This window comes from Lentzea sp. NPDC058436 (genome assembly GCF_042721515.1).
Taxonomy (GTDB): domain Bacteria; phylum Actinomycetota; class Actinomycetes; order Mycobacteriales; family Pseudonocardiaceae; genus Lentzea.
Genome location: NZ_JBHXLF010000003.1, coordinates 863233 through 885451, shown reverse-complemented (window position 1 = coordinate 885451; position 22219 = coordinate 863233). Strand labels below are relative to the sequence as shown.

Sequence of the window (22219 nt, the reverse complement as noted above, 5' to 3'; positions counted from 1 at the left end):
GTATAGCCGAAAGTCAGGGCTTCGTGGTCCTGAATTCAGAGAAATCTCAGGAAATCAGCCGCCGTTGAAGAACCGGTAGACCTTCGCGCGGTGCCTCGGACGCGTCGTGGTGATCTTGATGACCGCGTCGAACATGGACCGTCCGAGCTCCGCGCGGGCCGCCACGGCCGGGTGCGTGGTGCTGAAGTCCTCCTCGTTGACGGCCTTGTCACCGGAGAACTCGCCCGACGCGAACAGCGAGTAGACCAGGATCGCCCGGTCGTCCGCGCTGAACATGATCCCGGCCTCGTTGCGGCCGTCGGCGAACCAGCCGGCCTTCGTCGCGACGCGCAGGCGCTCGTTCGTCGTGAGGTTGAGCCGCACGCCGTCGGTGAAGCTCGCCGTCGCGCGCAGGATGTTGAGCAGGTAGGCGGTCGACGCGGCGGACAGCAGCTGGCCGTCGACCAGCTTCTGCAGCAACGTGTGCGTCTCGCGCGCCGTCGTGGTGCCGAGGAAGAAGCGGTTCGGGTTCGCGACCGGCACGACCTGCGTGTGCACGAAACCCTTGGAGCGCAGGATCTCGTTGAGCTCCAGCGCCGGCACGACCAGGCCGCACAGTCGCACAGCGGTGTTGTCGGAGACGGTGAGCAGGTTCGCCAGCGCGTGGCCGACGGTGACCTCGCTCGGGTACGCGCCGTCGAGCGCGAAGATGCCGTCGGTGTCCTGGATGACGATGGCGGACGACACGGTGACCGTCTGGTCGAGCCTGATCAGCCCGCGGTCCACCTTGTCCAGCACGGCGACCGCGACGGCCACCTTGTTGACGCTGTAGGCCTCCACGACCTTGTCGGCGTCCTCGTCCACGGCGGACCTCGTGGTCCCGTCGAGATCGGCGACCGTGATCAGCGAGGACCACGTGCCTCTGGCCTTGCGGGCCTGCCGGCGATAAACCTGGGCCACGCGCTTGCGCGACCGGTCGGCGGTCGCGGGGGAGCGTTCGATCTCTGCCTCCGCGTCTTCCTGCGCCTGTGCCGCACCGTTGGAGCCGAGCACGGCCGTCGCGGCCGCGACGGTTCCCAGTCCGAACACGGACCTGCGGTTCAATGTCATGCGCGGTATCCAAACAGGCGCCACTGACGTTTCCCTGACTCGGGCCGACATCCCGATGCACCCGTCCGGGCGCGGTTTCGCGCGGCACCGTCCGCAGTGGCGCCACTAGGGTTCCCGATCATGGAAAACGTCTTCGTGGTGACCGGCGCCTCCCGCGGTATCGGGGCGGCAACGGCCTCCTTGGCAGCTCAGGCGGGGTACCGGGTGGTCAGGGCCTCGCGTTCGGCGGAAGAATCTGTCGGTGATCGAGGCTGGGACGCCCGATGCGACGTTTCTTCGTGGGATTCCGTGCAAGATCTCATGTCCCGAGTGGAATCACGTTGGGGACGAATCGATGTGGTGTTCGCCAATGCGGGCGTTTCGGTGGACACGTCGTTCGTCTCCTCGTCGGGTGCCGAGCCTTCCGAATGGACGGACATGGTCGTCACGAACGTGTGCGGCCCTGCCTTCACGGCCCGCGCCGCGATGCCCGCCCTGATGCGAGCGGGCGGCCACCTGGTGCTGACCGGCTCCGCCGCGGGCAGGGGAGTGCGACCGGGCAACCTGTACTCGGCGACGAAGTGGGCGATCACCGGCCTGGCACAGGCGATCCGCGCCGAAGCGGTCGGCACCGGCGTCAGGGTGACGATCGTCCAGCCGGGCCTGACCGACACCGACGCCATCCCGCCGTCGCGTGTGGACGACCCGAAGCTGGAACCGGAGGACGTGGGCAGGGCGGTCCTCTACGCCGTGTCCCAGCCGTCCACTGTGGACGTGAACGAGATCCTGCTGCGGCCCACCGGCCAGGCAGCACACCGCTGACGGAGGTTCGCCTTGATCGTGCTCTTCGCCGCGGGCGGCGGCGGTGACCCGCAACGGCACCGCCCCCTGCTGGACCACCTCGAAGCCGCAGGCTGCCAGGTGATCGCACCGTCGTTCGACCGCCTGATGCCGGGCGAGGCCCGCCCGCAAGACCTGCTGGCACGCCCGAACGGGCTGATCGAGGCGTTGCGCGGCACCGAGGGCGACGTGACGGTGGTCGGCCACTCGATCGGCGGCTGGGCCGCCCTGTGCCTGGCGGGCGCGACCCCGTGGGGCCGCGACGGCAGACCGTTCGACGTCCCGCGCGAGCCGAGGGTGACCCGCCTCGTGCTGCTGGCGCCCGCCGCGGGCTGGTTCGCCGGCCCCGGCGCGTTGGCCGGCGTGCAGGTGCCGATGCGCGTCTATGCGGGCACGGCGGACACCGTCACCCCGCTCGCTCAGATCGAGGTCCTGCGCACCGCCCCCGGCCCCGTCGACCTGCGGGTCGTGCCGGGCGCGGGCCACTTCAGCTTCATGAACACGCTCCCACCGGGCGTGCAGGAGGATCCCGCGTTCGACCGCGTACGTTTCCTGGACGACCTGGCCGCCGAGACGGCGGAGTTCGTCACCGCACGCTGAGGACCAGCCGGCGCCGCGGCAGGTCGACGTCCGTGATCACTACGTCGACCTCCTCGCCGACCAGGGCCAGATCGGGGTCGGCGATCAAGCCTTCCACGCCGTCGGCGATCCGGACGAAGACTCCGAACGGGACCACTTTGCTCACCGTGCCGCGGAACTCCTGCCCTGCGGCGAACGAGCGGAGAGGGTCCGGCTGCAGCGCCTTCAGCGACAGCCGGGCTTCCATGTTCCACGTGTCGTACTGCAGGAACTCACCGGTGACGCGTTCGCCGACCGCCACGACGTCGGACATGTCGAAGACGTGGCGCCAAGTCAGTTCGGGAGCCGTCACGAAGCCGACGCCGGGGAAGAGCGGGTGCGCGGGACCGTCGTCGAGCCGCACGAACACCCCGAACCGCTCGATCGCCGCGACCGTGCCGGACAGCACGTCACCACGCCGCAGCCGGGACAGGAACGCGTCGAGTTCCGGGTGCTCCTGGGGGTTCACGCTCCGCCCAGGAACTCCACCAGCAGCCGGTTGACCTCGTCGGGCCGCTCCAGGTACCCCACGTGCCCCGCGCCCGCCACCTCCGCGTACCGGGCGCCCGGGATCGCGTCCGCCACCTCGCGCGACAACCGGGGCGGCAGCACGACGTCGTCGGCGAACCCGACGACCAGCGACCGGACGGTGACGGCGCGGTAGGCGGCCAGGCGCGTGTCGTACTCGCCGAGGCCGAGCTGGATGCGTTCGCCCGCGCTCATCGTGTTGCCGGCGAACTCGTACATCTGCAGCCAGTCGCGGGCGACGACCGGGTCGGCCAGCGTCGTCTGCGACAGGTTCCTGATCACCGACGCCACCGAGTAGAACGACAGCGGGATCTCGACTCCCTTGTCGTGCAGGTCGCACAGGGCCTGCGTCCACGCCTGCTGCACCGGCTCGGGACGGCCGGAGGTCGCCATCATCACCGCCGACCGCACCAGCTCCGGGCGGGTCAGCGCCAGCTCCTGGACGATGCGGCCGCCCAGCGACGTGCCGATCACGTGCGCGGGCCCGCCCAGGTGCGTGATGAGGGCGGCGGTGTCGGCGACCATGTCGTCGATCGTGAAGCCGCCGGCGCACTCGGACGACGGCCTGATGCCGCGGTTGTCGAAGTACGCCACCCGGTAGCCGGCCTTGACCAGCGCGGGCACCTGGTAGGTGCGCCAGACGCGGCCGGGACTGCCTGTGCCCATGACGAGCACGACGAGGTCGCCGGAACCCTCGGTCTGGACGTTCAGGTCGATGCCGTTGAGCTGGACGAGCGCCATTCCGAAGATCCTAGAGAGCTAGAACCTGCACAGGGGCCGAATCAGGGCAGCGTGTGAGGGATAACGCGCGCACAGGTCGTCCGCGTGCCCGAACTCCACGACGTCGTCGGTGTACGGCGGCACCACCACCGTGCCCACCAACGACCAGTCACCGGCCGGAGTGCTGCCCTGCCACACGCCCGCCGGCACCACGACCTGCGGGTTCGACGCGCTCAGCACCGGCGACGTCACCGCGCCGTCCGGGTGCAGCAGCAGCATCCGCAACGGCGACCCCGCGTGGAAGTGGTAGATCTCCAGGTGCTTCAGCACGTGCATGCCGGAGAAGTCGGGGCTGCGCAACAGGTACGCGATCGCGGACGCCTCGTCCGAACGGTGCGTCTGCGCGAAGTACCCGCCCTCGACGGGCAGCTCCTGCATGCCCAGCGCGGAAATCAACTGCTCAGGGGTCACGTCATCTCCGGTAGCGGTGAACCGTGCACGACGACCATGCCCTTGCCGAGCCGCTTCGCCGTGTACATCGCGGCGTCCGCGGCTCCGAGCACGTCGTCGGCGGTGATCGAGGGGTCGTACGAGAACCGTTGCGCCACACCGATGCTGGCGTGCACCCGGTGCACCCGGCCCAGCACCTCGTGCGGATGTCCCAACGAGGTGAGCAGCCGCGCGCCGATCTCGTCCGCGTCGCCGCCGTCGACCAGCACGCCGAACTCGTCGCCGCCGAGCCGCGCCACGGTGTCCTCCGGCCGGACGCTGTTCTCCAGTCGTGCGGCGACGTTGCGCAGAACGACGTCACCCTCGGCGTGCCCGTTGTTGTCGTTCACGGCCTTGAAGCCGTCCACGTCGATGAACAGCAGGATCAACGGCTTCGCGCGGTCACGCACCGCGAGAGCGCGCTCCAGCCGTTCGCGGAAGAGCGAGCGGTTCGCGACGCCGGTCAACGGGTCGTGCGTCGCCTCGTGCCGTAGCTGTTCGCGAGAGACTCGCAGCTGGTCCATCAGCCGGAGGTTGTCCATCATCGTGAGCAGCTGACGCACGATCACGAGACACACGACCAGGATTCCGACGTAGATCTCGACCGGGTTCAGGCGGCCACCCGTCGCGGTGTTCCAGCTGATGAACAGACCGGTGACCGCGAGCGGCAGGTACGGCACCGACAGATGCAGGAAGTCGGCCGTGCGCAGGCGTCCGGGCGTGGGGTCGAGGGTGCGCGCCGGAGCCAGTGCGCTCAGCAGGAAGAACGCCGGGCACAGCATGAACCCGATGTCCGCGGTCGCCGGGATCGCCGTGTTGCCCTGCGCGATGTGGAACGCGAACACCCAGCCCGACGACGACTGCGCGATACCGGCCAGCGCGACGAACAGCATCGGCCACTGACGCAGGGACTGATGCGTCCACGACATCACCACGATCGCCACGAGCAGTACGAGATAGGCGGCGGGATGCGCGATGACCGTGGCGAACCCCGGCCCCTCGGTGGCCCACGCGCGGGTCAGCGACTCGAGCGCCGACACCCACGTCAGCACGAACAGCGACCCGATGACGATCAGCCCGTCGAGGATCAGCACCGTGCGACTGCGGTAGTTCGGCAGCAGGTCGTCGGCCGTGCGCTTCTGCGCCTTCACGACGACCGCGGCCAGGCAGAGCACCGGCACCATCGTGAACCCGAGCGGCGCGATCGTGGACGACGGCAGCTGCACGCCCATGATCTGCTGGCCCCAGATCCACGCGGACAACCCGACGGAGAGGCTGATCATCGCCGCCGTCATCCACTTGTCGCGGGCGCGCGCGTAGACGACCAACGCCGCGATGGCGAAGACGAGCTGCACGACCTTGTCGATTGCGATACCGATATCGCGGGGCGCGGCCAGGGCGGTGAGGATGGCGATCGCCATGAAGGTGCCGACGCACGTGGCGACGACCCAGAACCTCTTCACCGTGACTCCTGTGATCGAAACCCGACCACCGTAGTAACGGCGGCGTGGACTTGTCGAACCGCGTCAGTCCGTGTCGGTGCGAGTCCCCTATGGGTGCACCGGATATGGTTCGAACTGTTGTTCGTTCGGCGATCCGGGGAGCTGTTGTGCGGGTGTTCGGGGTCGACCCCGGTCTGACCAGGTGCGGCTTCGGCGTGGTCGACGGCGGGCCGGGCCGGGTCGTGCGCGCCGTGGCCGTCGACGTCCTGCGCACGCCCGTGGACGCTCCGCTGTCCGTGCGCCTGCATGAGCTGTACGACGGCGTCTGCGTGTGGCTCGACCGTTACGAACCTCAGGTCGTGGCCATCGAACGCGTCTTCGCGCAGCACAACGTCCGCACCGCGATGGGGGTCGCGCAGGCGTCGGGCGTCGTCGCACTGGCCGCCGCGCAGCGGAACCTGCCGGTCGAGTTCCACACGCCGTCCGAGGTGAAGGCCGCCGTCACGGGCTCCGGCCGCGCGGACAAGGCGCAGGTGACCGCGATGGTGACCAAGCTGCTCGGCCTGAAGGTCGCCCCGAAGCCCGCGGACGCGGCGGACGCGCTGGCGCTGGCCATCTGCCACCACTGGCGCGCGCCGATGCGGTCGCGCCTGGAAGAGGCGCAGGCCCGCGCCGCGGAACTGGCCCGCGTGCACAAGGCGAAGCTGGCCGAAGCGGCCAGGCGCACCCACTAACGTCCAGCTCGTGAAGTCCGGAGGAACCAGGTGATCTCGTCACTGCGCGGCCAGGTGCAGCACGTCGGCCTCGACCACGCCGTCGTCGAGGTGGGCGGCGTCGGGTTCGCCGTGCAGGCCACCCCCACCACCCTCGCGAGCCTGCGCCGCGGCGAGGAGACCACGCTCGCCACCACCCTGATCGTCCGCGAGGACAGCCTCACCCTCTTCGGGTTCGCCGACGCCGAGGCCCGCGAGCTGTTCGGCCTGCTCCAGACCGTGAGCGGCATCGGCCCGCGCATCGCACTGGCCACGCTCGCCGTGCTGGAGCCCGACAAGCTCCGCCACGCCCTCGCCGAGGGCAACATCACCGTGCTCACGCAGGTCCCGGGCATCGGCAAGAAGGGCGCGGAACGCCTCATCATCGAGCTGCGCGACAAGGTCGGTCAGCTCCCCACGCTCACGACGCCCGCGCACAGCCAGACGCGTGACCACGTCGTGGAGGCGCTCCTCGGCCTCGGCTTCCCGGCCAAGGCCGCCGAGGCCACCGTCGACAAGGTCCTCTCCGACAACCCCGACCAGTCCACCCCGGCCGTCCTGCGCCGTGCGCTCGCGACCCTGGGGCGCAAGTGACCGAGGACGAGCTCAGCCCGTACGTCGCGCCCGCCGAGCGCGACGTCGAGACCAGCCTGCGTCCCGCCGACCTGCACGAGTTCGTCGGCCAGCAGCGCGTCCGCGAGCAGCTCGAACTAGTCCTGCACGGCGCGATGCGGCGGGGCGCGGCCCCGGACCACGTCCTGCTCAGCGGCCCGCCGGGGCTGGGCAAGACGTCCTTGGCGATGATCATCGCCAAGGAGCTCAACGCCGCCATCCGCATCACCAGCGGCCCCGCCCTCGAACGTGCGGGCGACCTCGCTTCGATGTTGTCGAACCTGGTCGAGGGCGACGTGCTCTTCATCGACGAGATCCACCGCATGGCGAGGCCGGCGGAGGAGATGCTGTACCTCGCGATGGAGGACTTCCGCGTCGACGTGATGGTCGGCAAGGGCCCCGGCGCGACCAGCATCCCGCTCGACATCGCACCGTTCACGCTGGTAGGAGCCACGACGAGGTCGGGCCAGCTGACCGGCCCGCTGCGCGACCGCTTCGGCTTCACCGGGCACATGGAGTTCTACAGCGCCGCCGAGCTCGACCTCATCGTCAAGCGCAGCGCCAAGATCCTCGGCGTCGACATCGCCGAGGACGCCGCCATCGAGATCGCCGGACGCTCCCGCGGCACCCCCCGCATCGCGAACCGCCTGCTGCGCCGCGTCCGCGACTTCGCCGAGGTCAGGGCCGACGGCCGGGTCACGGAGGAGATCGCGAAGCAGGCCCTCGTCGTCTACGACGTCGACGACCTCGGCCTCGACCGGCTCGACCGCGCGGTGCTCAACGCCCTGGTCAAGAGCTTCAACGGTGGCCCTGTCGGCGTCGCCACCCTCGCGGTCGCCGTCGGTGAGGAGCCGACCACCGTCGAAGAGGTGTGCGAGCCCTACCTGGTGCGGGCTGGCATGCTGGCCAGGACACCGCGCGGCCGAGTGGCGACGCCCGCCGCGTGGTACCACCTGGGGCTGGAACCGCCCGCCGGTGATCAACTGTGGTGACCTGGCACAATCGGCGAAAGCACCTGGACATATCGGGCGTGCGTCGAGGCATGTCCACTTGATCGGAGAATGATGGACCTAGGCAGTTTGCTTTTCCCGTTGCTCCTGGTTCTGCTCGCGGTGCCGCTGTTCCTCAGCGCGCGCAAGCAGAAGCGTGCGATGGCCGAGCAGCAGTCGTTGCAGAACTCGCTCGCGCCCGGCGACAAGGTGATGACGACCTCCGGCCTCTACGGCACGGTCGCCGACGCCAGCCACGAGACCACCATCGACATCGAGATCTCCGAGGGCGTCGTCACCCGGTGGCTGCGCGCCGCGATCCGCGAGAAGGTCGCGGAGACCGAGGAGACCGTCGTCGAGGACAAGGCGGACGAGGACGAGGAGCCGGCGACCACCGCACAGGTCGCGGAACCGTTGGACCACAACGCCAAGAAGTAACAACAAAGTCGTGACACCTGGAGTTGGCAACTGTGAACACCGCCAACTCCAGGTAGTGACGCGCAGCTCACCTGGCGCGCGTTACGCTGCGCGCTCGGAAACCATCGCTACTAGGAGACGGACGGATCGTGGCACCTCCGGCCGGGCAAATTCGCCCTGCGAAGTATCTGGCGAGTTTTGTCCTCATCGTGGTCGCGCTCTACGCCCTGGTCTTTTTGACCGGGAACGGTTCGGCCAAACCCAAGCTCGGAATCGACCTGCAGGGTGGCACGCTCGTCACGCTGACCGCGCGTCAGGAAGACGGAGCCCAACCCAGCGAGGAGGCGCTCAGCCGCGCACGTGACCTCATCGAGGTCCGCGTGAACGGTCTCGGCGTCTCCGGTGCCGAGGTCGTGCGAGACGGCAACAACCTGGTGATCACGGTCCCGGGCGCGGACAGCGAAGGCGCGAAGGGCCTCGGCCAGACCGCCCGCCTCGCGTTCCGCAAGGTCATCGGCCAGCCGGTCCCCGCCGGCGCCGTGCCGCAGACGAGCACTCCGCCGTCCGGCGACGCGAGCACGCCGCCGTCGGCGCCGCCGAGCCAGAGCGCCGGCAGCCCGCCGCCGTCGAGCGGAGCGCCCCAGGGCCGCCCCGCGCCGAACCTGGCCGCGCAGCCCTCCAGCACGCCGCCGTCGAGCAGCACCGCGCCGTCCAGCACCGCGCCCAGCACGCCGTCCGCTCCCTCCAACGTCGACCCGAAGGTCGCGAAGGAGATCCAGGAGGCGAAGGCGCTGCGCCAGTCCACGGACCCGCAGGTCCTGCAGCAGGCCGCGCTCATGCTCGACTGCGCGAAGGCCGACCCGTTGCGCGGCAACGACGACCTCGACAAGCCCCTCGTCACCTGTGACGAGAAGGGCGAGTTCAAGTACACGCTGGCCCCGGTCAACCCTCCCAAGGAGGACACCGAGACCAAGGCGGACGACTACTCGAACTACTCCCGCCTGACCGGTGAGGACATCAGCAACGCCGCCGCGAACGCCAACCCGAACGGCACCGGCTACGTCGTCAACCTGGACTTCAAGTCCGAGGGCGGCACGAAGTGGGGCTCGTTCACCGCGGCCAACGTCCAGCAGGCCGTCGCGGTCGTGCTCGACGGCGAGGTCATGTCCGCGCCGACCATCCAGGCGGCGATCTCCGGTGGTTCCACCGAGATCAGCGGCAAGTTCACGCTGAACGAGGCCACGAACCTCGCGAACACGCTGAAGTACGGCGCGCTGCCGCTGTCCTTCGACGCGTCCGAGGCGCAGACGGTCTCCCCGACGCTCGGCCTGCAGTCGCTCAAGGCCGGCCTCATCGCGGGCGGCATCGGCCTCGCGCTGGTCTTCGTCTACTGCATGTTCTACTACCGGCTCCTGGGCATCCTGACGATCCTGTCGCTGGTGCTCTCCGCCGTGATCATCTACGCGTTCCTGGTGCTGCTGGGCCGCGTCATCGGCTTCACGCTGGACCTGGCGGGCATCGCGGGCTTCATCGTCGCCATCGGTATCACCGCGGACTCGTTCATCGTCTTCTTCGAACGTCTGAAAGACGAAGTGCGTGAAGGCCGTTCGTTCCGCTCGGCCGTGCCACGCGCATGGGTCCGTTCGCGCCGCACGATCCTCTCGGCCGACGCGGTCAGCTTCATCGCCGCCGCCGTGCTGTACGTGATCGCGGTCGGCCAGGTGAAGGGCTTCGCGTTCACCCTGGGCATGTCGACGGTCCTCGACCTCGTCGTCGTGTTCCTCGTGACGCACCCGCTCGTCGCGATGGCGTCCAAGTCCAAGTTCCTGTCCAACCCGAGCCTGTCCGGCCTGGGCGGTGCCGCCCGCGAGGGTGCCGCACATCGCGCCGCCACGACCGGCAAGACGACCGCCGTGAAGGAGGCCTGACATGAGCGTGTTCTCACGCCTCTACGTGGGCAACGGCGCCTTCGACATCGTCGGCAAGCGCACCCGCTGGTACATCGTGTCCGGCATCATCCTGCTGGTCTGCATCGGTTCGATGGTGTTCAGCGGCTTCAACCTCGGCATCGACTTCAAGGGCGGCACCAAGATCTCGATGCCGTCGGTCGCGACCAGCGGCCAGACGATCTCGACGACCGCGGTCGAGGACGCCTACGCCAAGGCCGTGCCCGGCAAGAGGCCGACCGCCGTGCAGGCCGTCGGTTCCGGTGCCAGCGCGTCGATCCAGCTCAAGTCGCCCGCGCTGAACGTCGCGGAGGTCGCGGCGCTCAAGACGGGCCTCGCGCAGGACCTCCAGCCGCAGGGCGGCCAGTCGGCGATCTCCGACAGCGCCGTCTCCGCGTCCTGGGGCGGTGAGATCAGCGGCAAGGCCCTGTGGGCCCTGTTCTGGTTCTTCATCGCGGTGACGATCTTCCTGGTGTTCTACTTCGAGTGGCAGATGGCCGTCGGCGCGCTCGTCGCCGTGTTCCACGACGTCATCATCACCGCGGGCGTGTACTCGCTCGTCGGCTTCGAGGTGACGCCGGCGACGGTGATCGGTCTGCTCACGATCCTCGGCTTCTCCCTGTACGACACGGTCGTCGTGTTCGACAAGGTCAAGGAGAACACCCGAGGCCTGCTGGGCCTGACCCGCCGCACGTACGCCGAGGCGTCGAACCTGGCGCTGAACCAGACCCTGATGCGCTCGATCAACACCTCGCTGATCGCGCTCCTCCCGGTCATCGGCCTGCTGGTCGTCGGCGTCGGCATCCTGGGCGTCGGCACCCTGCAGGACCTGGCGCTCGTGCAGCTCGTCGGCATGTTCATCGGCGCGCTGTCCTCGATCTTCATCGCCACCCCGGTGCTGGTGGACCTGAAGATGCGCGACCCGAAGTACATCGCGCAGGCCAAGCGCGTGGCCGCCCGCCGCTCCAAGGCGACGGGCCCGCAGGTCGCCGAGGGCATCGAGTCGGTCGACGACGACGCGCTCGCCGCCGACCTGCGCAAGGAGGAGGCGTACGCCGCCGCCGCGTCGGTGCCCCACCGCACCGCCAAGGCAGGCGACGCCCGCCGCCGCCCGACCGGAAAGCGCCAGCGTTGAAACTGGATCGTGCACTGGGACTGATGCGTGAGGTCCCGGACTTCCCCCAGCCGGGGGTCGTCTTCCGGGACTTCACGCCGGTTCTCACCGACCCCGACGCCCTGCGCGCCGTGGTCGACGCCCTCCAGGACAAGATCGACGACAGCACCCAGGTGATCGCCGCCATCGAGTCGCGCGGCTTCCTCCTGGGTGCTGCTCTGGGTTACGGCTGGCGCTACGGCGTCGTGCCGCTGCGCAAGCCGGGCAAGCTCCCGGTCGTCGCCGACTCGCAGTCGTACGCGCTGGAGTACGGTTCCGCGTCCCTGGAGCTCCCCGCCGACGCCATCCAGCCGGGACAGCGCGTGGTCGTGATCGACGACGTGCTGGCCACCGGAGGCACCGCGGAGGCCGCCTGCGCGCTCGTGGAGCGCGCGGGAGGTGTCGTGACGGGTGTGTCGGTGGTGCTGGAGATCGCGGCGCTGGAGGGCCGCTCACGGCTCGCGGGCCGTGACGTCCAGGCGCTGATGACCGTCTAGCGGTTGTGGCTTGGAAGGGGCCGGCGACGCTTCGCCGGCCCTTTCGCATGTCAGCCCGTGACCGGCATCGCGACGAACCGGTAGGCGACCACCACGGTGATGGCCCACAGGAAGTAGAAGATCGGCAACCCCAGCAGGACCAGCCGCCAGGCCTTCATGTCGCCGTGCCCGACCCGCATCAACGCGGCCGCCGCGCCGAGCCACGGCACCACCCCGAGGGCGACCACCCGAAGCGCCTCGCCGGCGCCGTTCGTGACCAGGTTGAGCAGGACGATCGCCGCGTACCAGACGCCGGCGAACGCCAGGCAGTGCGAGATCGGCCTGTGCGAGTGCATGGTGCCTTCCTCACGCCACCGGCGGCGGGGCCACGAAGGCGGCGCCGACGCTGACGAAGACCAGTGTCACGAGTGAGGCCGGGGCCGTCACGACCGCGATCTCCCACAGCTTCGGGGACTTCGCGCGGCGCAGCACCAGCCAGCTCAGGGTGGTCGCGACTGCCCAGCCGACCGACGAGCCGATGATCGACCGCGGATCGACGTAGCTCGGGTCGTCGAGGGCCAGGTACGCCATCGTGCCCAGCCACACGAACGTCATCGCGGCGCACCAGAGCAGAGTCCTCACGGGCCGAGTCTGTCAGGTGCTCCGGTCGCGCCTCCCCGGCACGTGCTCACCTTCGCCAGGCGTGCGCTGGGCCGAATTCCTGTTCTCCATTTCATGCGTGGCCACGCCGTGCGTTCCGTGCGCGTGCATAGCGTTTTATTCGCGTGCGTGGTCACGTTGCTTCTAGAGAGATGCGCACTAACGGCGCCTATAGCGTTTGTCCAGTCAGTTCACCCGAACGTGGCTGCTCTGACGTGGGTTTTCGCTCAAATCCTGCGGTACTGTCGAACGCATGAGCGAACCGGACTTCCGCCTCCTGGCCACCGACGAACTGCTTGCCGCAGTCGTCGGAGACGTGGTGGAAATTCGCGTTCGTGAGAATGCGATGATGCAGAAGATCGCCGAACTCTCACAGCGCGGAGCGGCGGCCGAGCTGGGTTATCGGAATGTGGCTCAGGTTCTGCGGCACGCCGTGCGGTGGGATCTGAGGACCGCGCGGCAGTGGGTCGACCGGGCCGAGGTGCTGGCTCGCGCGCTCACACCGACCGGCGCGCTGCTGGAGCCCGAGCTTCCCGCCACCGCCGTCGCGGTGGCCGAGGGTTCGTTGTCCGGCGAGCACATCTCGGCGGTGGCCGAGGTGATGAAGGACCTGCCGCCCGCAGCGGAACAGCCGGTGGTCGAGTTCGCCCAGGCGCACGAACCCAGCGCGGTGCGCTCCTTCGGCAAGGAGCTGGCGTACCGGCTCTACCAGGAGGACGCGGAGCCGAGCGAGCCAGTGGAGCCGGCGCCGCCGGTCAACCGGCTGCGCATGGAGTGGAAGGGCGACCAACTGGAGGTGTCGGCGAAGCTGGACAAGGTCACCGGCGCCAAGTTCGAGGCGATGATCGACCCGCTGGCCAAGCCCCGCCCGACCACTCCGGAGGAAGGCGTGGACCCCCGCTCGCGTGCCGAGCGCGAGGGCGACGCGTTCGCCGACCTGATCGACCTGATGTTGCGCGCCGACCGCCTGCCCGAGCACGGCGGCGAGCCGGTCACCCTCACCCTGACGATGCCGTACGAGGCGCTGACGTCCCGGACGGGCTTCGCGACGCTCGACAACCACGTCCGCGTCCCGGCCGCGCTGGTCCGCCGCCTCGCCTGCAATGCCGGGGTGATCCCGGTGGTGCTGGGCGGCCGGTCCGAGGCGATGGACATAGGCCGCAAGGCCAGAACGTTCCCCGCCTCCATCCGCCGCCTGCTGGTGGCGAGAGATCAGGGCTGCACCTTCCCGGGGTGCGACCGCCCACCGAAGCACTGCGACGCCCACCACGTGAAGTTCTGGTCGGAGGGCGGCGAAACCTCCGTCACCAACGCGGCCCTGCTGTGCCGCCACCACCACACGTTGATCCACCGAAGCGATTGGGAGGTGAAGCTCCACAATGGAATCCCGACGTTCGTCCCACCTGCCTGGCTCGACCCCGACCGGACACCCAGAACCAACGAGACCCACCGCGCCGGCCGCCACGCCGCCTAGTGGCGCGCCCGTTTTCACCCGAAGGAGCTGGTTCATGGAGGAGGGTCAATGCCTACCGTCGGATCAATGACCGCGATCACCTCCACCGCCTACAGCCGCGACCTGGGCGACGAGTTGCGCCGCCTCCGCGAGAAGTTCACGGGGCTCACCGGCCACGCCTTCGCGGAACAACTCGGCTGGGACCCGAGCAAGGTCTCCAACATCGAGAAGGGCAAGGCGCGCGCGAGCGAGATCGACCTCGTGCAGTACCTGCTCACGTGCGGCCGCGACACGGGCTACTTCGAGGCGTTCCGCGACCGCTACCGCCACGCCTTCGACCCGTATGTGGTGACGGTCCCCGACAACCTGCGCACGCTCGCCCTGGCGGAGGCGCAAGCGGAAAAGATCACCAGTTTCGACGGCTTGACCATGCCCGGCCTCGCCCAGACGCCGGAGTACGCGCGGGCGCTGCTCACCGAAGGCGGCAACGAGGCGCCGGAGAACATCGAGAAGTTCGTTCAACTGCGCGTCGACCGTCAGGCGATCATGCGTCGCCCGAATAGGCCGGAATGCACCTTTTACGTGCACGAGCTCGCGCTCAGGATGCGTGTGGGCAGCGCTCAGGTGATGGAGGAGCAGTACCTGCGCCTGTTGTTCGAGACTCACAGCCTGCGCATCATCCCCATTTCGGCTGGCATCGCCATCGCGATGAGGTCTGCCCGGAGGTTGTTCAGCTTCGAGAAGCTCGTGCCGGTCGCCTACAGCGAAACCGACGTGGCGCAGGTGTTCGCGCATGACGGCAAAGCCATCGCGAGCAGCCGGGAGTTCTTCAAGTGGTTGGATTCCCTCGCGCTGGATGAGGGACAATCGCGGAGCATGCTGGCGGACTACGTCAGCGGACTCCGAGAGGACCTTCATGACGCTCGACCGGAGCTGGCGTAAGAGCACCTACAGCGGCAGCACTGACAGCGGCACATGTGTTGAGGTGTCGCTCGCCCAGGACGCTCTCGTGCGTGATTCGAAGGCCACTCGCGGTGAGGTTCTGGCGTTCTCCGCCTCCGCCTGGCGGGCGTTCGTGAAGGCCGTCGCCTGATCGGCCCAGTGATCGGCGCAGGGGAAGTTTGTGCGGCGTTCACCGTGTGAGCTGTGCCGCTCACCGCGCCATCGGAAGTTTCATCACGGTAAACGCGTTATCCTCGGTACTCGCGAGACCCGAGGAGCGTGGGGTTGAGTCAAGACACCGAACCCGCTGCGACGGTTGTTCAACCGTCGGCTACCCGGCGTGTGCGCGCCCGCCTTGCGCGGCGCATCACCGCCCAACGTGCGGCCCCGGTGAAGCAGGTCCTCGAACCTCTCGCCGCCGTGCACCGTGACCTCCATCCCAAGGCCGATCTGGCGCTTCTGCAGCACGCGTACGACGTTGCCGAGGAGAAGCACCGCCCGCAGCGCCGCAAGTCCGGCGACCCGTACATCACCCACCCGCTCGCCGTGGCGACGATCCTCGCCGAGCTGGGCATGGACACCACGACGCTGGTGGCCGCGCTGCTGCACGACACCGTGGAAGACACCGACTACTCGCTCAACCAGCTCAAGGAAGACTTCGGTGAGGAAGTCGCCCGGCTGGTCGACGGCGTCACGAAGCTCGACAAGGTCAAGCTGGGGGCGGCCGCCGAGGCGGAGACCATTCGCAAGATGGTCATCGCGATGGCGAAGGACCCGCGGGTCCTGGTCATCAAGCTCGCCGACCGGCTGCACAACATGCGCACCATGCGGTTCCTGCCGCCGGAGAAGCAGGCCCGCAAGGCGCGCGAGACGCTTGAGGTCCTCGCGCCGCTGGCCCACCGGCTGGGCATGGCGACGGTCAAGTGGGAGCTGGAGGATCTGGCGTTCGCCATCCTGCAGCCGAAGAAGTACGACGAGATCGTCCGCCTGGTCGCGAAGCGCGCGCCGAGTCGCGACACGTACCTGAGGTCCGTGGTCAGCGAGCTGAACAGCCAGCTCGAAAGCGCGCGGATCGTCGCGAAGGTCGAGGGCCGGCCGAAGCACTACTACTCGATCAACCAGAAGATGATCGTCCGCGGCCGGGACTTCGACGACATCCACGACCTCGTGGGCGTCCGGATCCTCGTGGACGAGGTGCGGGACTGCTACGCCGCCATGGGTGTCGTCCACGCCGCCTGGCAGCCCATGCCGGGCCGGTTCAAGGACTACATCGCGCAGCCGCGGTTCGGCGTGTACCAGTCGCTGCACACGACCGTGATCGGTCCCGACGGCAAGCCTCTGGAAGTGCAGATCCGCACGTCCGAGATGCACCAGCGGGCCGAGTACGGCATCGCCGCGCACTGGCGCTACAAGGAGACCAAGGGCACGCACAACGGCAAGTCCGTCGAGATCGACGAGATGGCGTGGATGCGCCAGCTCCTCGACTGGCAGCGGGAAGCCGCGGACCCCGGTGAGTTCCTGGAGGGCCTGCGCTGGGACCTCGCCGCGCGCGAGATCTTCGTGTTCACGCCCAAGGGGGACGTGGAGACGTTGCCGACGGGCTCCACGCCGGTCGACTTCGCCTACTCCGTGCACACCGAGGTGGGTCACCGCTGCATCGGTGCCCGCGTGAACGGTCGCCTGGTCGCTCTGGAGCGCAAGCTCGAGAACGGCGAGGTCGTTGAGATCTTCACCTCCAAGGCGGAGGGCGCGGGTCCGTCCCGCGACTGGCTGAGCTTCGTGGCGTCCCCGCGCGCCAAGGCGAAGATCAAGCAGTGGTTCGCCAAGGAGCGCAAGGAAGAGGCGATCGAGCAGGGCAAGGACGCGATCACCAAGGAGGTCCGGCGCGTCGGGCTTCCGATCCAGCGCCTGGTCTCGGTCGACTCCATGCAGGCCCTCGCCAAGGAACTGCACTACCCGGACATGAGCGCGCTGTACGCCGCGGTCGGCGAGGGGCACACGAGCGCCCGCCACGTCGTGCAACGGCTCGTCGCGCAGCTCGGCGGTGTCGACCACGCCGAGGAGGAACTGGCCGACCGCGCCACCCCGTCCACCGTCACCCGGCGCCGCCCCACCGGCGACGCGGGCGTGATCGTCAAGGACGCGGGCGACGTGTGGGTGAAGCTCGCCCGCTGCTGCACCCCGGTGCCGGGCGACGACATCCTCGGCTTCGTGACGCGTGGTGGCGGCGTGTCCGTGCACCGCACCGACTGCACGAACGCGGAGGAACTGCTGAAGTCGCCGGAGCGGCTGCTCGACGTCGAGTGGGCGCCGTCGGCCTCCAGCGTGTTCCTGGTCGCGATCCAGGTGGAGGCGCTCGACCGGCACCGGCTGCTCTCGGACGTCACGAAGGTGCTGGCCGACGAGCGCGTGAACATCCTGTCGGCGTCGGTGACGACGTCACGCGACAGGGTGGCCGTCAGCCGGTTCTCGTTCGAGATGGGCGACCCGAAGCACCTCGGCCACGTTCTGAAGGCCGTGCGCGGCATTGAGGGCGTCTACGACGTGTACCGCGTGACGTCGGCGTCGTAACGAGAGCACAGCAACTGGGGCGTGAGACGAGAGGAGCCCCCGTCCTGAAGAGGGCGGGGGCTCCGTCGTGTTCGAGCTGCCGGGAGGCGCTTAGTTCGCGACCAGCGCCGACTTGATGTCGACCGGGGTCTTCGGCTTGCCGTCGCCCTGGCCGGGCTGCTGGGAGATCGTGCCGGTCTTCGCGACCTCGTCGATCTTCTTCAGCGAGTCCTCGTCGACCGTGCCGAAGATCGTGTACTTCGCCTGCAGGTTCGCGCCGTCGCCGTAGACGATGAAGAACTGCGAGCCGTTCGTGTCGGGGCCCGAGTTCGCCATGGCGAGCACGCCGCGGCCGTAGGTGAGCTCGGGGTAGACCTCGTCCTTGAACGAGTAGCCGGGGCCGCCCATGCCGTTGCCGCCGGGGTCGCCGCACTGCAGGACCTGGATGCCGGTCACCACGAGGCGGTGGCACGTCGTGTTGTCGAAGTACTTCTGCTTCGCGAGCTCGACGAAGTTGTTCACCGTGCACGGCGCGAGCGCGCGGTCCAGGTTGAACTTCAGGTCACCGATCGAGGTGCCGAGCGTGACGCCGACCGTGCCGGTGGCGGACTGCTCGCCGTTCGCGGGCGGCGTGGTCTCCTTGGCCGCCGGCTCCTGGCCCTTCGTGTATTCACAGTTCACCTTTTCCGGCAGCGCCTGCGGGCGCTTCGGGATCTGGTGCAGCGCGGTGGGGATGTTCTCCGCCTTGTCCACCGACTCCTGGGTAGGAGTCTCCGACGCGGCGGCGTCACCGTTGCCGAAGACGTTGCTGGTCGCGAGGAACCACACACCACCTCCAACGAGCGCAACAACGACGACCGTCGACACGACGGCGATGATGCGACGCTTCTTGGCCCGCTCCTGGCGGTAGACCATCTGACGCTCAAGCTTGCGCTTGGCGTTCGCGCGTCGCTGCTCGTTGGTGGGCACGTGCTCCCTCCCCAGGGACTCATGCGAATAGGGCGGTCGGCTCGGCAGTCTAGGGCCTGGGCATATGAGCTTTGTGTGGTGGTTAGGCTGTCCTTGAACAGGGAGGTCATTTTCGTGCTCGTGATCGGGTTCCCCACCGGGGCGCTCCAGGCGAACTGCTTCGTCCTGGCGGCCGGTGAGGGCGAGCCCTGCGTGATCGTCGACCCCGGTCAGGACGCGGTCGAACCGATCGAGCAGGCCTTGCGCAAGCACCGTCTCGCGCCTGTCGCCGTGCTGCTCACGCACGGGCACTTCGACCACACCTTCTCCGTCACCCCGGTCTGCGACGGCAACGACGTTCCCGCGTACATCCACCCGGATGACGTAGCGATGCTCTCCGACCCGTTGAAGGGCATCAGCGCCGAGACGGCCGCGTTCTTCGGCGGCAAGCTCGAGATGCGCGAGCCCTCGGAGGTCTGCGAGCTGACCGACGGTCTCGCGCTCGACCTCGCCGGGTTGCAGATCACCGTCGACCACACGCCGGGCCATACCGGCGGGTCGGTGATGTTCCGCTCCGGCGCGCAGGAAGGGGGTCGCCTGGTGATCTCGGGTGACACGCTCTTCGCCGGTTCGATCGGACGCACCGACCTGCCCGGCGGCGACCACTCCGCGATGCTGTCGTCCCTGCAGAGCAAGGTCATGACCTTGCCCGACGACACGGTGGTGCTGCCCGGCCACGGCCCGACGACGACCATAGGCCGCGAGCGCGCGACGAATCCCTACCTGCTCCAGTTGCAGGACGCTGTTCGTACCAAGGGCGCGGCCGCCCCTCACCGAGGACTCTGAGAGACGTGTTTTCCGCACCCAAGGGCGTTCCCGACTACATCCCGCCGACGTCTGCCGCTTTTGTGCACGTTCGGTCGACTCTGACGCGTGCCGCCGAGCTCGCGGGCTACGGCTACGTCGAGCTGCCGGTCTTCGAGGACACGGCGCTGTTCTCGCGCGGTGTCGGCGAGTCGACCGACGTCGTGACGAAGGAGATGTACACCTTCCTCGACCGCGGCGAGCGCTCGATCACCCTGCGCCCCGAGGGCACCGCGGGCGTGATGCGGGCCGTGATCGAGCACAGCCTCGACCGCGGCTCGCTGCCGGCGAAGCTCTACTACGCGGGCCAGTTCTTCCGCGCCGAGGCGCCGCAGGCGGGTCGGTACCGGCAGTTCCACCAGGTCGGCATCGAGGCGATCGGCATCGACGACCCGGCGCTCGACGCCGAGGTCATCGCGGTCGGTGACGCCGGGTTCCGCGCGATCGGTCTCACCGGGTACCGCCTGGAGCTCACCTCGCTGGGCGACGCGAACTGCCGCCCCGCCTACCGCGAGAAGCTGCAGGCGTTCCTCGCGACGCTGCCGCTGGACGAGGCGACCCGCCAGCGCGCCGAGCTGAACCCGCTGCGCGTGCTCGACGACAAGCGCCCCGAGGTGCGCGAGCTGGTCGCCGACGCGCCGCTGATGGTCGACAACCTGTGCGACGCGTGCCGCGAGCACTACGAGCTGGTCAAGGGCTACCTGACCGAGCTGGGCGTGAAGTTCGTCGAGAACCCGCGCATGGTCCGCGGCCTCGACTACTACACGAAGACGACGTTCGAGTTCGTCCACGACGGTCTCGGCGCGCAGTCCGGCATCGGCGGCGGTGGCCGTTACGACGGCCTGATGGCGCAGCTGGGCGGCCAGGAGCTGTCCGGCGTCGGTTTCGGTCTCGGCGTCGACCGCGCGCTGCTCGCGGCGCAGGCCGAGGGCGTGCTGCCGGAGTTCTCCCGCGTCGACGTGATCGGCGTGCCGCTGGGCGAGGCCGCGCGGGCGCGCCTGGTGGCGATCGCCGGTGAGCTGCGGGCGGCCGGGGTGCGCACGGACCTGGTCTACGGCGGGCGGTCGATGAAGGCGGGCTTCAAGGCCGCCGACAAGTCCGGCGCGAAGCTGGCGCTCGTGCTCGGTGAGCGCGACCTGGAGGCCGGCAACATCGGTGTCAAGACGCTGGCGACCGGCGAGCAGGTGACGGTGGCGCTGGCCGACGTGGTCGAAGAGGTGCGGAAGGCGCTGTGAGCGACGACAAGCTCGTTCTCGACCTGCTCGACAAGGCGACGGTCCGCAAGCGGGCGCGCATGGTGGCGATCGGCGGCGTCATGGTCGCCCTCGCCTTCGGCGCGATCGTGGGCCTGATCGGCGGCCGGTGGCCCGGTGTCATCGCCGGGGCGATCGTGGCGGTGCCGGTGATCCTGCTGGCGCTGTCCGAGGCGCGTCGCACGGTGTGGCTGGAGGGCACGACGGTCCACGTGCGGGCGTTCGGCACGCGCAAGGTGAACCTCGCCACGGCCGACGGCCTCGACCTGCTGGTCACCGACCTGCGCGGCGCCCGGACGGTCGGGCTGTTCGTGCGGGGGAACAAGAAGGCGATCAACGTCGCCCTGTCGATGTACGCGGGAACGGGCGGTCGTGAGCTGGGCGTCTACCAGCTGCGCCGCCTCGCCGACGCGGTGGCGGCGCGCGGGGACACGCCGGGCCTGGTGTTCTCGGAGCTGCTCGTCGCGCAGCTGCGGGCCGAGGCGCGCGGGCTGGCGGCGGCGGAACGGCCGCTGTACCGGCTGGGGTCGCTGGCACCGGCCGGTCGGATGGCGCAGAAGCTTCATCCGGACGCGGTCTCGAAGTTCGTGACCTCACTGGACTGAGAACCGGACGCCGTCCCTTCGGGGGCGGCGTTCTTCACGTTCCCCAGAGGCCCGAGGGCGGTGCGGGGGACAGCGTTGCGGTCGCGTCCGTGGTGACGGGTGCGCCGCCGATGAACTTCGTGAGGCCCGTGCCGTGCTCGACGCGGCCCTGGAACGGGTCGCCGGCCGTCGCGCGGGTCAGCTGCTGCATCGGCAGGCCGTGGTGCGAGGCCATGATCACGAAGTTGCCGAAGCGGCGGCCGCGGAAGACGCCCGGTTCGGCGAGCACGCAGACGTGTTCGAACACCGCGCGCACGGTCGCGCACTGGGAGCGGGCGAACTGCAGGCCGTTGCCGTCGCCGATGTTCGCCGTGTAGATGCCGTCCTCGGCCAGCGCCGCGGACGCCTGGCGCACGAACTCCACCGACGTCAGGTGGGCGGGCGTGCGGGCTCCGGCGAAGCAGTCGGACACGATCAGGTCGAACGAGCCGGGGCGTGCCTTGACGAGCACCGCACGCGCGTCGCCGGTCGTGATCCGCACGCGGGAGGGCGGCGGCAGCTCGCGGCGGATGAACGCGATCAGGCCCGCGTCGATCTCGGCCACCTGCTGAGACGCGCGGGGGAGTAGATCGGCCACGTAGCGCGCTAGCGTGAGAGCGCCACCACCCAGGTGGAGCACACGCGAAGGCGCGGTGAGATCAACGATGTGACCCAGCCGGCGGACGTACTCGAACTCCAGGTAGGTCGGGTCGTCCAGGTCCACATGCGACTGTGGGGTTCCGTTGACCCGCAACGTCCAGGAGTTCCGTCCACCGAGGTCGGGGACCAGCTCGGCGACGCCGGAGTCGATCGACTCGGTGATCGCCTCTGTGTCGGGCCGTTGTCTTCCCACTGCTCTATTGTCTCACCGCGTGT

General features: G+C 69.1%; 25 protein-coding genes. 16 read left to right on the top strand and 9 right to left on the bottom strand.

The window, feature by feature from the left end; all coding sequences use genetic code 11:
* Positions 1-54: 54 nt before the first annotated feature.
* Positions 55-1089, bottom strand: coding sequence for a serine hydrolase (locus ACFWN2_RS17865; protein ID WP_382428586.1), 1035 nt, complete (start codon positions 1087-1089; stop codon positions 55-57).
* Between the two features lie 120 nt (positions 1090-1209).
* Here ACFWN2_RS17865 and ACFWN2_RS17860 point away from each other — a divergent pair, with 120 nt between their 5' ends.
* Together ACFWN2_RS17860 and ACFWN2_RS17855 are read left to right on the top strand one after the other, a co-directional pair.
* Complete coding sequence (locus ACFWN2_RS17860) at positions 1210-1890, top strand: SDR family oxidoreductase (protein WP_382428585.1); 681 nt, start codon at positions 1210-1212, stop codon at positions 1888-1890.
* Positions 1891-1908: 18 nt separating this feature from the next.
* Positions 1909-2508 carry an alpha/beta hydrolase family protein gene (locus tag ACFWN2_RS17855; RefSeq protein WP_382428745.1) on the top strand — a complete coding sequence of 200 codons (600 nt, stop codon included), beginning with the start codon at positions 1909-1911 and terminating at the stop codon, positions 2506-2508.
* On the opposite strand, the gene ACFWN2_RS17850 is transcribed toward ACFWN2_RS17855, so the two are convergent.
* The 4 genes from ACFWN2_RS17850 to ACFWN2_RS17835 are packed head-to-tail and all read right to left on the bottom strand — an operon-like array spanning position 2495 to position 5726.
* Entirely contained in the window at positions 2495-2995 is a 501-nt protein-coding gene (locus ACFWN2_RS17850) for a S1 RNA-binding domain-containing protein (protein ID WP_382428584.1), read from the bottom strand. The genes ACFWN2_RS17855 and ACFWN2_RS17850 overlap by 14 nt on opposite strands.
* Positions 2992-3795, bottom strand: a complete 804-nt coding sequence (locus ACFWN2_RS17845) for an alpha/beta fold hydrolase (protein ID WP_382428583.1) — start codon at positions 3793-3795, stop codon at positions 2992-2994. Before ACFWN2_RS17845 ends, ACFWN2_RS17850 begins: the two co-directional genes overlap by 4 nt.
* 18 nt (positions 3796-3813) lie before the next feature.
* Positions 3814-4245 (bottom strand): cupin domain-containing protein, encoded by a 432-nt coding sequence (locus ACFWN2_RS17840; protein ID WP_382428582.1) that lies wholly within the window; start codon positions 4243-4245, stop codon positions 3814-3816.
* Positions 4242-5726, bottom strand: a complete 1485-nt coding sequence (locus tag ACFWN2_RS17835) for a diguanylate cyclase domain-containing protein (RefSeq protein ID WP_382428581.1) — start codon at positions 5724-5726, stop codon at positions 4242-4244. The genes ACFWN2_RS17840 and ACFWN2_RS17835 overlap by 4 nt, the downstream gene beginning before the upstream one ends.
* 146 nt (positions 5727-5872) lie before the next feature.
* On the opposite strand from ACFWN2_RS17835, the gene ruvC reads away from it, so the two are divergent.
* The 7 genes from ruvC to ACFWN2_RS17800 all read left to right on the top strand — a co-directional run bounded on the left by ruvC (position 5873) and on the right by ACFWN2_RS17800 (position 12071).
* On the top strand, positions 5873-6439 hold the full coding sequence (gene ruvC, locus ACFWN2_RS17830) for a crossover junction endodeoxyribonuclease RuvC (protein ID WP_382428580.1): 567 nt from the start codon (positions 5873-5875) through the stop codon (positions 6437-6439).
* A gap of 30 nt (positions 6440-6469) precedes the next feature.
* Positions 6470-7051 (top strand): Holliday junction branch migration protein RuvA, encoded by a 582-nt coding sequence (gene ruvA, locus ACFWN2_RS17825; protein WP_382428579.1) that lies wholly within the window; start codon positions 6470-6472, stop codon positions 7049-7051.
* The gene (gene ruvB, locus ACFWN2_RS17820) at positions 7048-8061 is read left to right on the top strand and encodes a Holliday junction branch migration DNA helicase RuvB (RefSeq protein WP_382428578.1); all 1014 of its coding nucleotides are present in this window, start codon (positions 7048-7050) and stop codon (positions 8059-8061) included. Before ruvA ends, ruvB begins: the two co-directional genes overlap by 4 nt.
* A gap of 72 nt (positions 8062-8133) precedes the next feature.
* Positions 8134-8496: a preprotein translocase subunit YajC gene (gene yajC, locus ACFWN2_RS17815; protein WP_382428744.1), complete on the top strand. Its 363-nt coding sequence runs from the start codon at positions 8134-8136 to the stop codon at positions 8494-8496.
* Between the two features lie 128 nt (positions 8497-8624).
* Positions 8625-10403 (top strand): protein translocase subunit SecD, encoded by a 1779-nt coding sequence (secD, locus tag ACFWN2_RS17810; protein ID WP_382428577.1) that lies wholly within the window; start codon positions 8625-8627, stop codon positions 10401-10403.
* A gap of 1 nt (position 10404) precedes the next feature.
* The gene (gene secF, locus ACFWN2_RS17805) at positions 10405-11556 is read left to right on the top strand and encodes a protein translocase subunit SecF (protein WP_382428576.1); all 1152 of its coding nucleotides are present in this window, start codon (positions 10405-10407) and stop codon (positions 11554-11556) included.
* A 23-nt stretch (positions 11557-11579) separates the two neighbouring features.
* Positions 11580-12071, top strand: coding sequence for an adenine phosphoribosyltransferase (locus ACFWN2_RS17800; RefSeq protein ID WP_382428575.1), 492 nt, complete (start codon positions 11580-11582; stop codon positions 12069-12071).
* 50 nt (positions 12072-12121) lie between these two features.
* On the opposite strand, the gene ACFWN2_RS17795 is transcribed toward ACFWN2_RS17800, so the two are convergent.
* Positions 12122-12406 carry a hypothetical protein gene (locus ACFWN2_RS17795; RefSeq protein ID WP_382428574.1) on the bottom strand — a complete coding sequence of 95 codons (285 nt, stop codon included), beginning with the start codon at positions 12404-12406 and terminating at the stop codon, positions 12122-12124.
* Positions 12407-12416: 10 nt separating this feature from the next.
* The gene (locus ACFWN2_RS17790) at positions 12417-12692 is read right to left on the bottom strand and encodes a hypothetical protein (protein ID WP_382428573.1); all 276 of its coding nucleotides are present in this window, start codon (positions 12690-12692) and stop codon (positions 12417-12419) included.
* Between the two features lie 271 nt (positions 12693-12963).
* Here ACFWN2_RS17790 and ACFWN2_RS17785 point away from each other — a divergent pair, with 271 nt between their 5' ends.
* From ACFWN2_RS17785 to ACFWN2_RS17770, 4 genes are all read left to right on the top strand, one after another.
* Positions 12964-14184, top strand: a complete 1221-nt coding sequence (locus ACFWN2_RS17785) for a DUF222 domain-containing protein (protein ID WP_382428572.1) — start codon at positions 12964-12966, stop codon at positions 14182-14184.
* A gap of 66 nt (positions 14185-14250) precedes the next feature.
* Complete coding sequence (locus tag ACFWN2_RS17780) at positions 14251-15105, top strand: helix-turn-helix domain-containing protein (RefSeq protein ID WP_382428571.1); 855 nt, start codon at positions 14251-14253, stop codon at positions 15103-15105.
* Positions 15080-15256 (top strand): DUF397 domain-containing protein, encoded by a 177-nt coding sequence (locus ACFWN2_RS17775; protein WP_382428570.1) that lies wholly within the window; start codon positions 15080-15082, stop codon positions 15254-15256. Before ACFWN2_RS17780 ends, ACFWN2_RS17775 begins: the two co-directional genes overlap by 26 nt.
* Positions 15257-15390: 134 nt before the next feature.
* Complete coding sequence (locus tag ACFWN2_RS17770; RefSeq protein WP_382428569.1) at positions 15391-17676, top strand: RelA/SpoT family protein; 2286 nt, start codon at positions 15391-15393, stop codon at positions 17674-17676.
* A gap of 90 nt (positions 17677-17766) precedes the next feature.
* Here the strand turns inward: ACFWN2_RS17770 and ACFWN2_RS17765 are convergent, their stop codons facing one another.
* Entirely contained in the window at positions 17767-18624 is an 858-nt protein-coding gene (locus tag ACFWN2_RS17765) for a peptidylprolyl isomerase (RefSeq protein WP_382428568.1), read from the bottom strand.
* A 114-nt stretch (positions 18625-18738) separates the two neighbouring features.
* On the opposite strand from ACFWN2_RS17765, the gene ACFWN2_RS17760 reads away from it, so the two are divergent.
* Genes ACFWN2_RS17760 through ACFWN2_RS17750 form a run of 3 tightly spaced genes read left to right on the top strand, consistent with a single transcriptional unit; the run spans position 18739 to position 21325 of the window.
* A complete protein-coding gene (locus ACFWN2_RS17760; protein WP_382428567.1) occupies positions 18739-19449 on the top strand; it encodes an MBL fold metallo-hydrolase in 711 nt (236 codons plus the stop codon).
* A 5-nt stretch (positions 19450-19454) separates the two neighbouring features.
* Positions 19455-20702 carry a histidine--tRNA ligase gene (gene hisS / locus ACFWN2_RS17755; RefSeq protein ID WP_382428566.1) on the top strand — a complete coding sequence of 416 codons (1248 nt, stop codon included), beginning with the start codon at positions 19455-19457 and terminating at the stop codon, positions 20700-20702.
* On the top strand, positions 20699-21325 hold the full coding sequence (locus tag ACFWN2_RS17750) for a hypothetical protein (protein WP_382428565.1): 627 nt from the start codon (positions 20699-20701) through the stop codon (positions 21323-21325). The genes hisS and ACFWN2_RS17750 overlap by 4 nt, the downstream gene beginning before the upstream one ends.
* A gap of 34 nt (positions 21326-21359) precedes the next feature.
* On the opposite strand, the gene ACFWN2_RS17745 is transcribed toward ACFWN2_RS17750, so the two are convergent.
* On the bottom strand, positions 21360-22196 hold the full coding sequence (locus ACFWN2_RS17745) for a spermidine synthase (RefSeq protein WP_382428564.1): 837 nt from the start codon (positions 22194-22196) through the stop codon (positions 21360-21362).
* Positions 22197-22219 lie beyond the last annotated feature (23 nt).

Coding starts and splice junctions, on each gene's coding strand:
- ACFWN2_RS17865 (WP_382428586.1), bottom strand. CDS start 1,089: ATGACATTGAACCGCAGGTCCGTGTTCGGACTGGGAACCGTCGCGGCC.
- ACFWN2_RS17860 (WP_382428585.1), top strand. CDS start 1,210: ATGGAAAACGTCTTCGTGGTGACCGGCGCCTCCCGCGGTATCGGGGCG.
- ACFWN2_RS17845 (WP_382428583.1), bottom strand. CDS start 3,795: ATGGCGCTCGTCCAGCTCAACGGCATCGACCTGAACGTCCAGACCGAG.
- yajC (WP_382428744.1), top strand. CDS start 8,134: ATGGACCTAGGCAGTTTGCTTTTCCCGTTGCTCCTGGTTCTGCTCGCG.
- secF (WP_382428576.1), top strand. CDS start 10,405: ATGAGCGTGTTCTCACGCCTCTACGTGGGCAACGGCGCCTTCGACATC.
- ACFWN2_RS17800 (WP_382428575.1), top strand. CDS start 11,580: ATGCGTGAGGTCCCGGACTTCCCCCAGCCGGGGGTCGTCTTCCGGGAC.
- ACFWN2_RS17795 (WP_382428574.1), bottom strand. CDS start 12,406: ATGCACTCGCACAGGCCGATCTCGCACTGCCTGGCGTTCGCCGGCGTC.
- ACFWN2_RS17785 (WP_382428572.1), top strand. CDS start 12,964: ATGAGCGAACCGGACTTCCGCCTCCTGGCCACCGACGAACTGCTTGCC.
- ACFWN2_RS17780 (WP_382428571.1), top strand. CDS start 14,251: ATGACCGCGATCACCTCCACCGCCTACAGCCGCGACCTGGGCGACGAG.
- ACFWN2_RS17775 (WP_382428570.1), top strand. CDS start 15,080: ATGACGCTCGACCGGAGCTGGCGTAAGAGCACCTACAGCGGCAGCACT.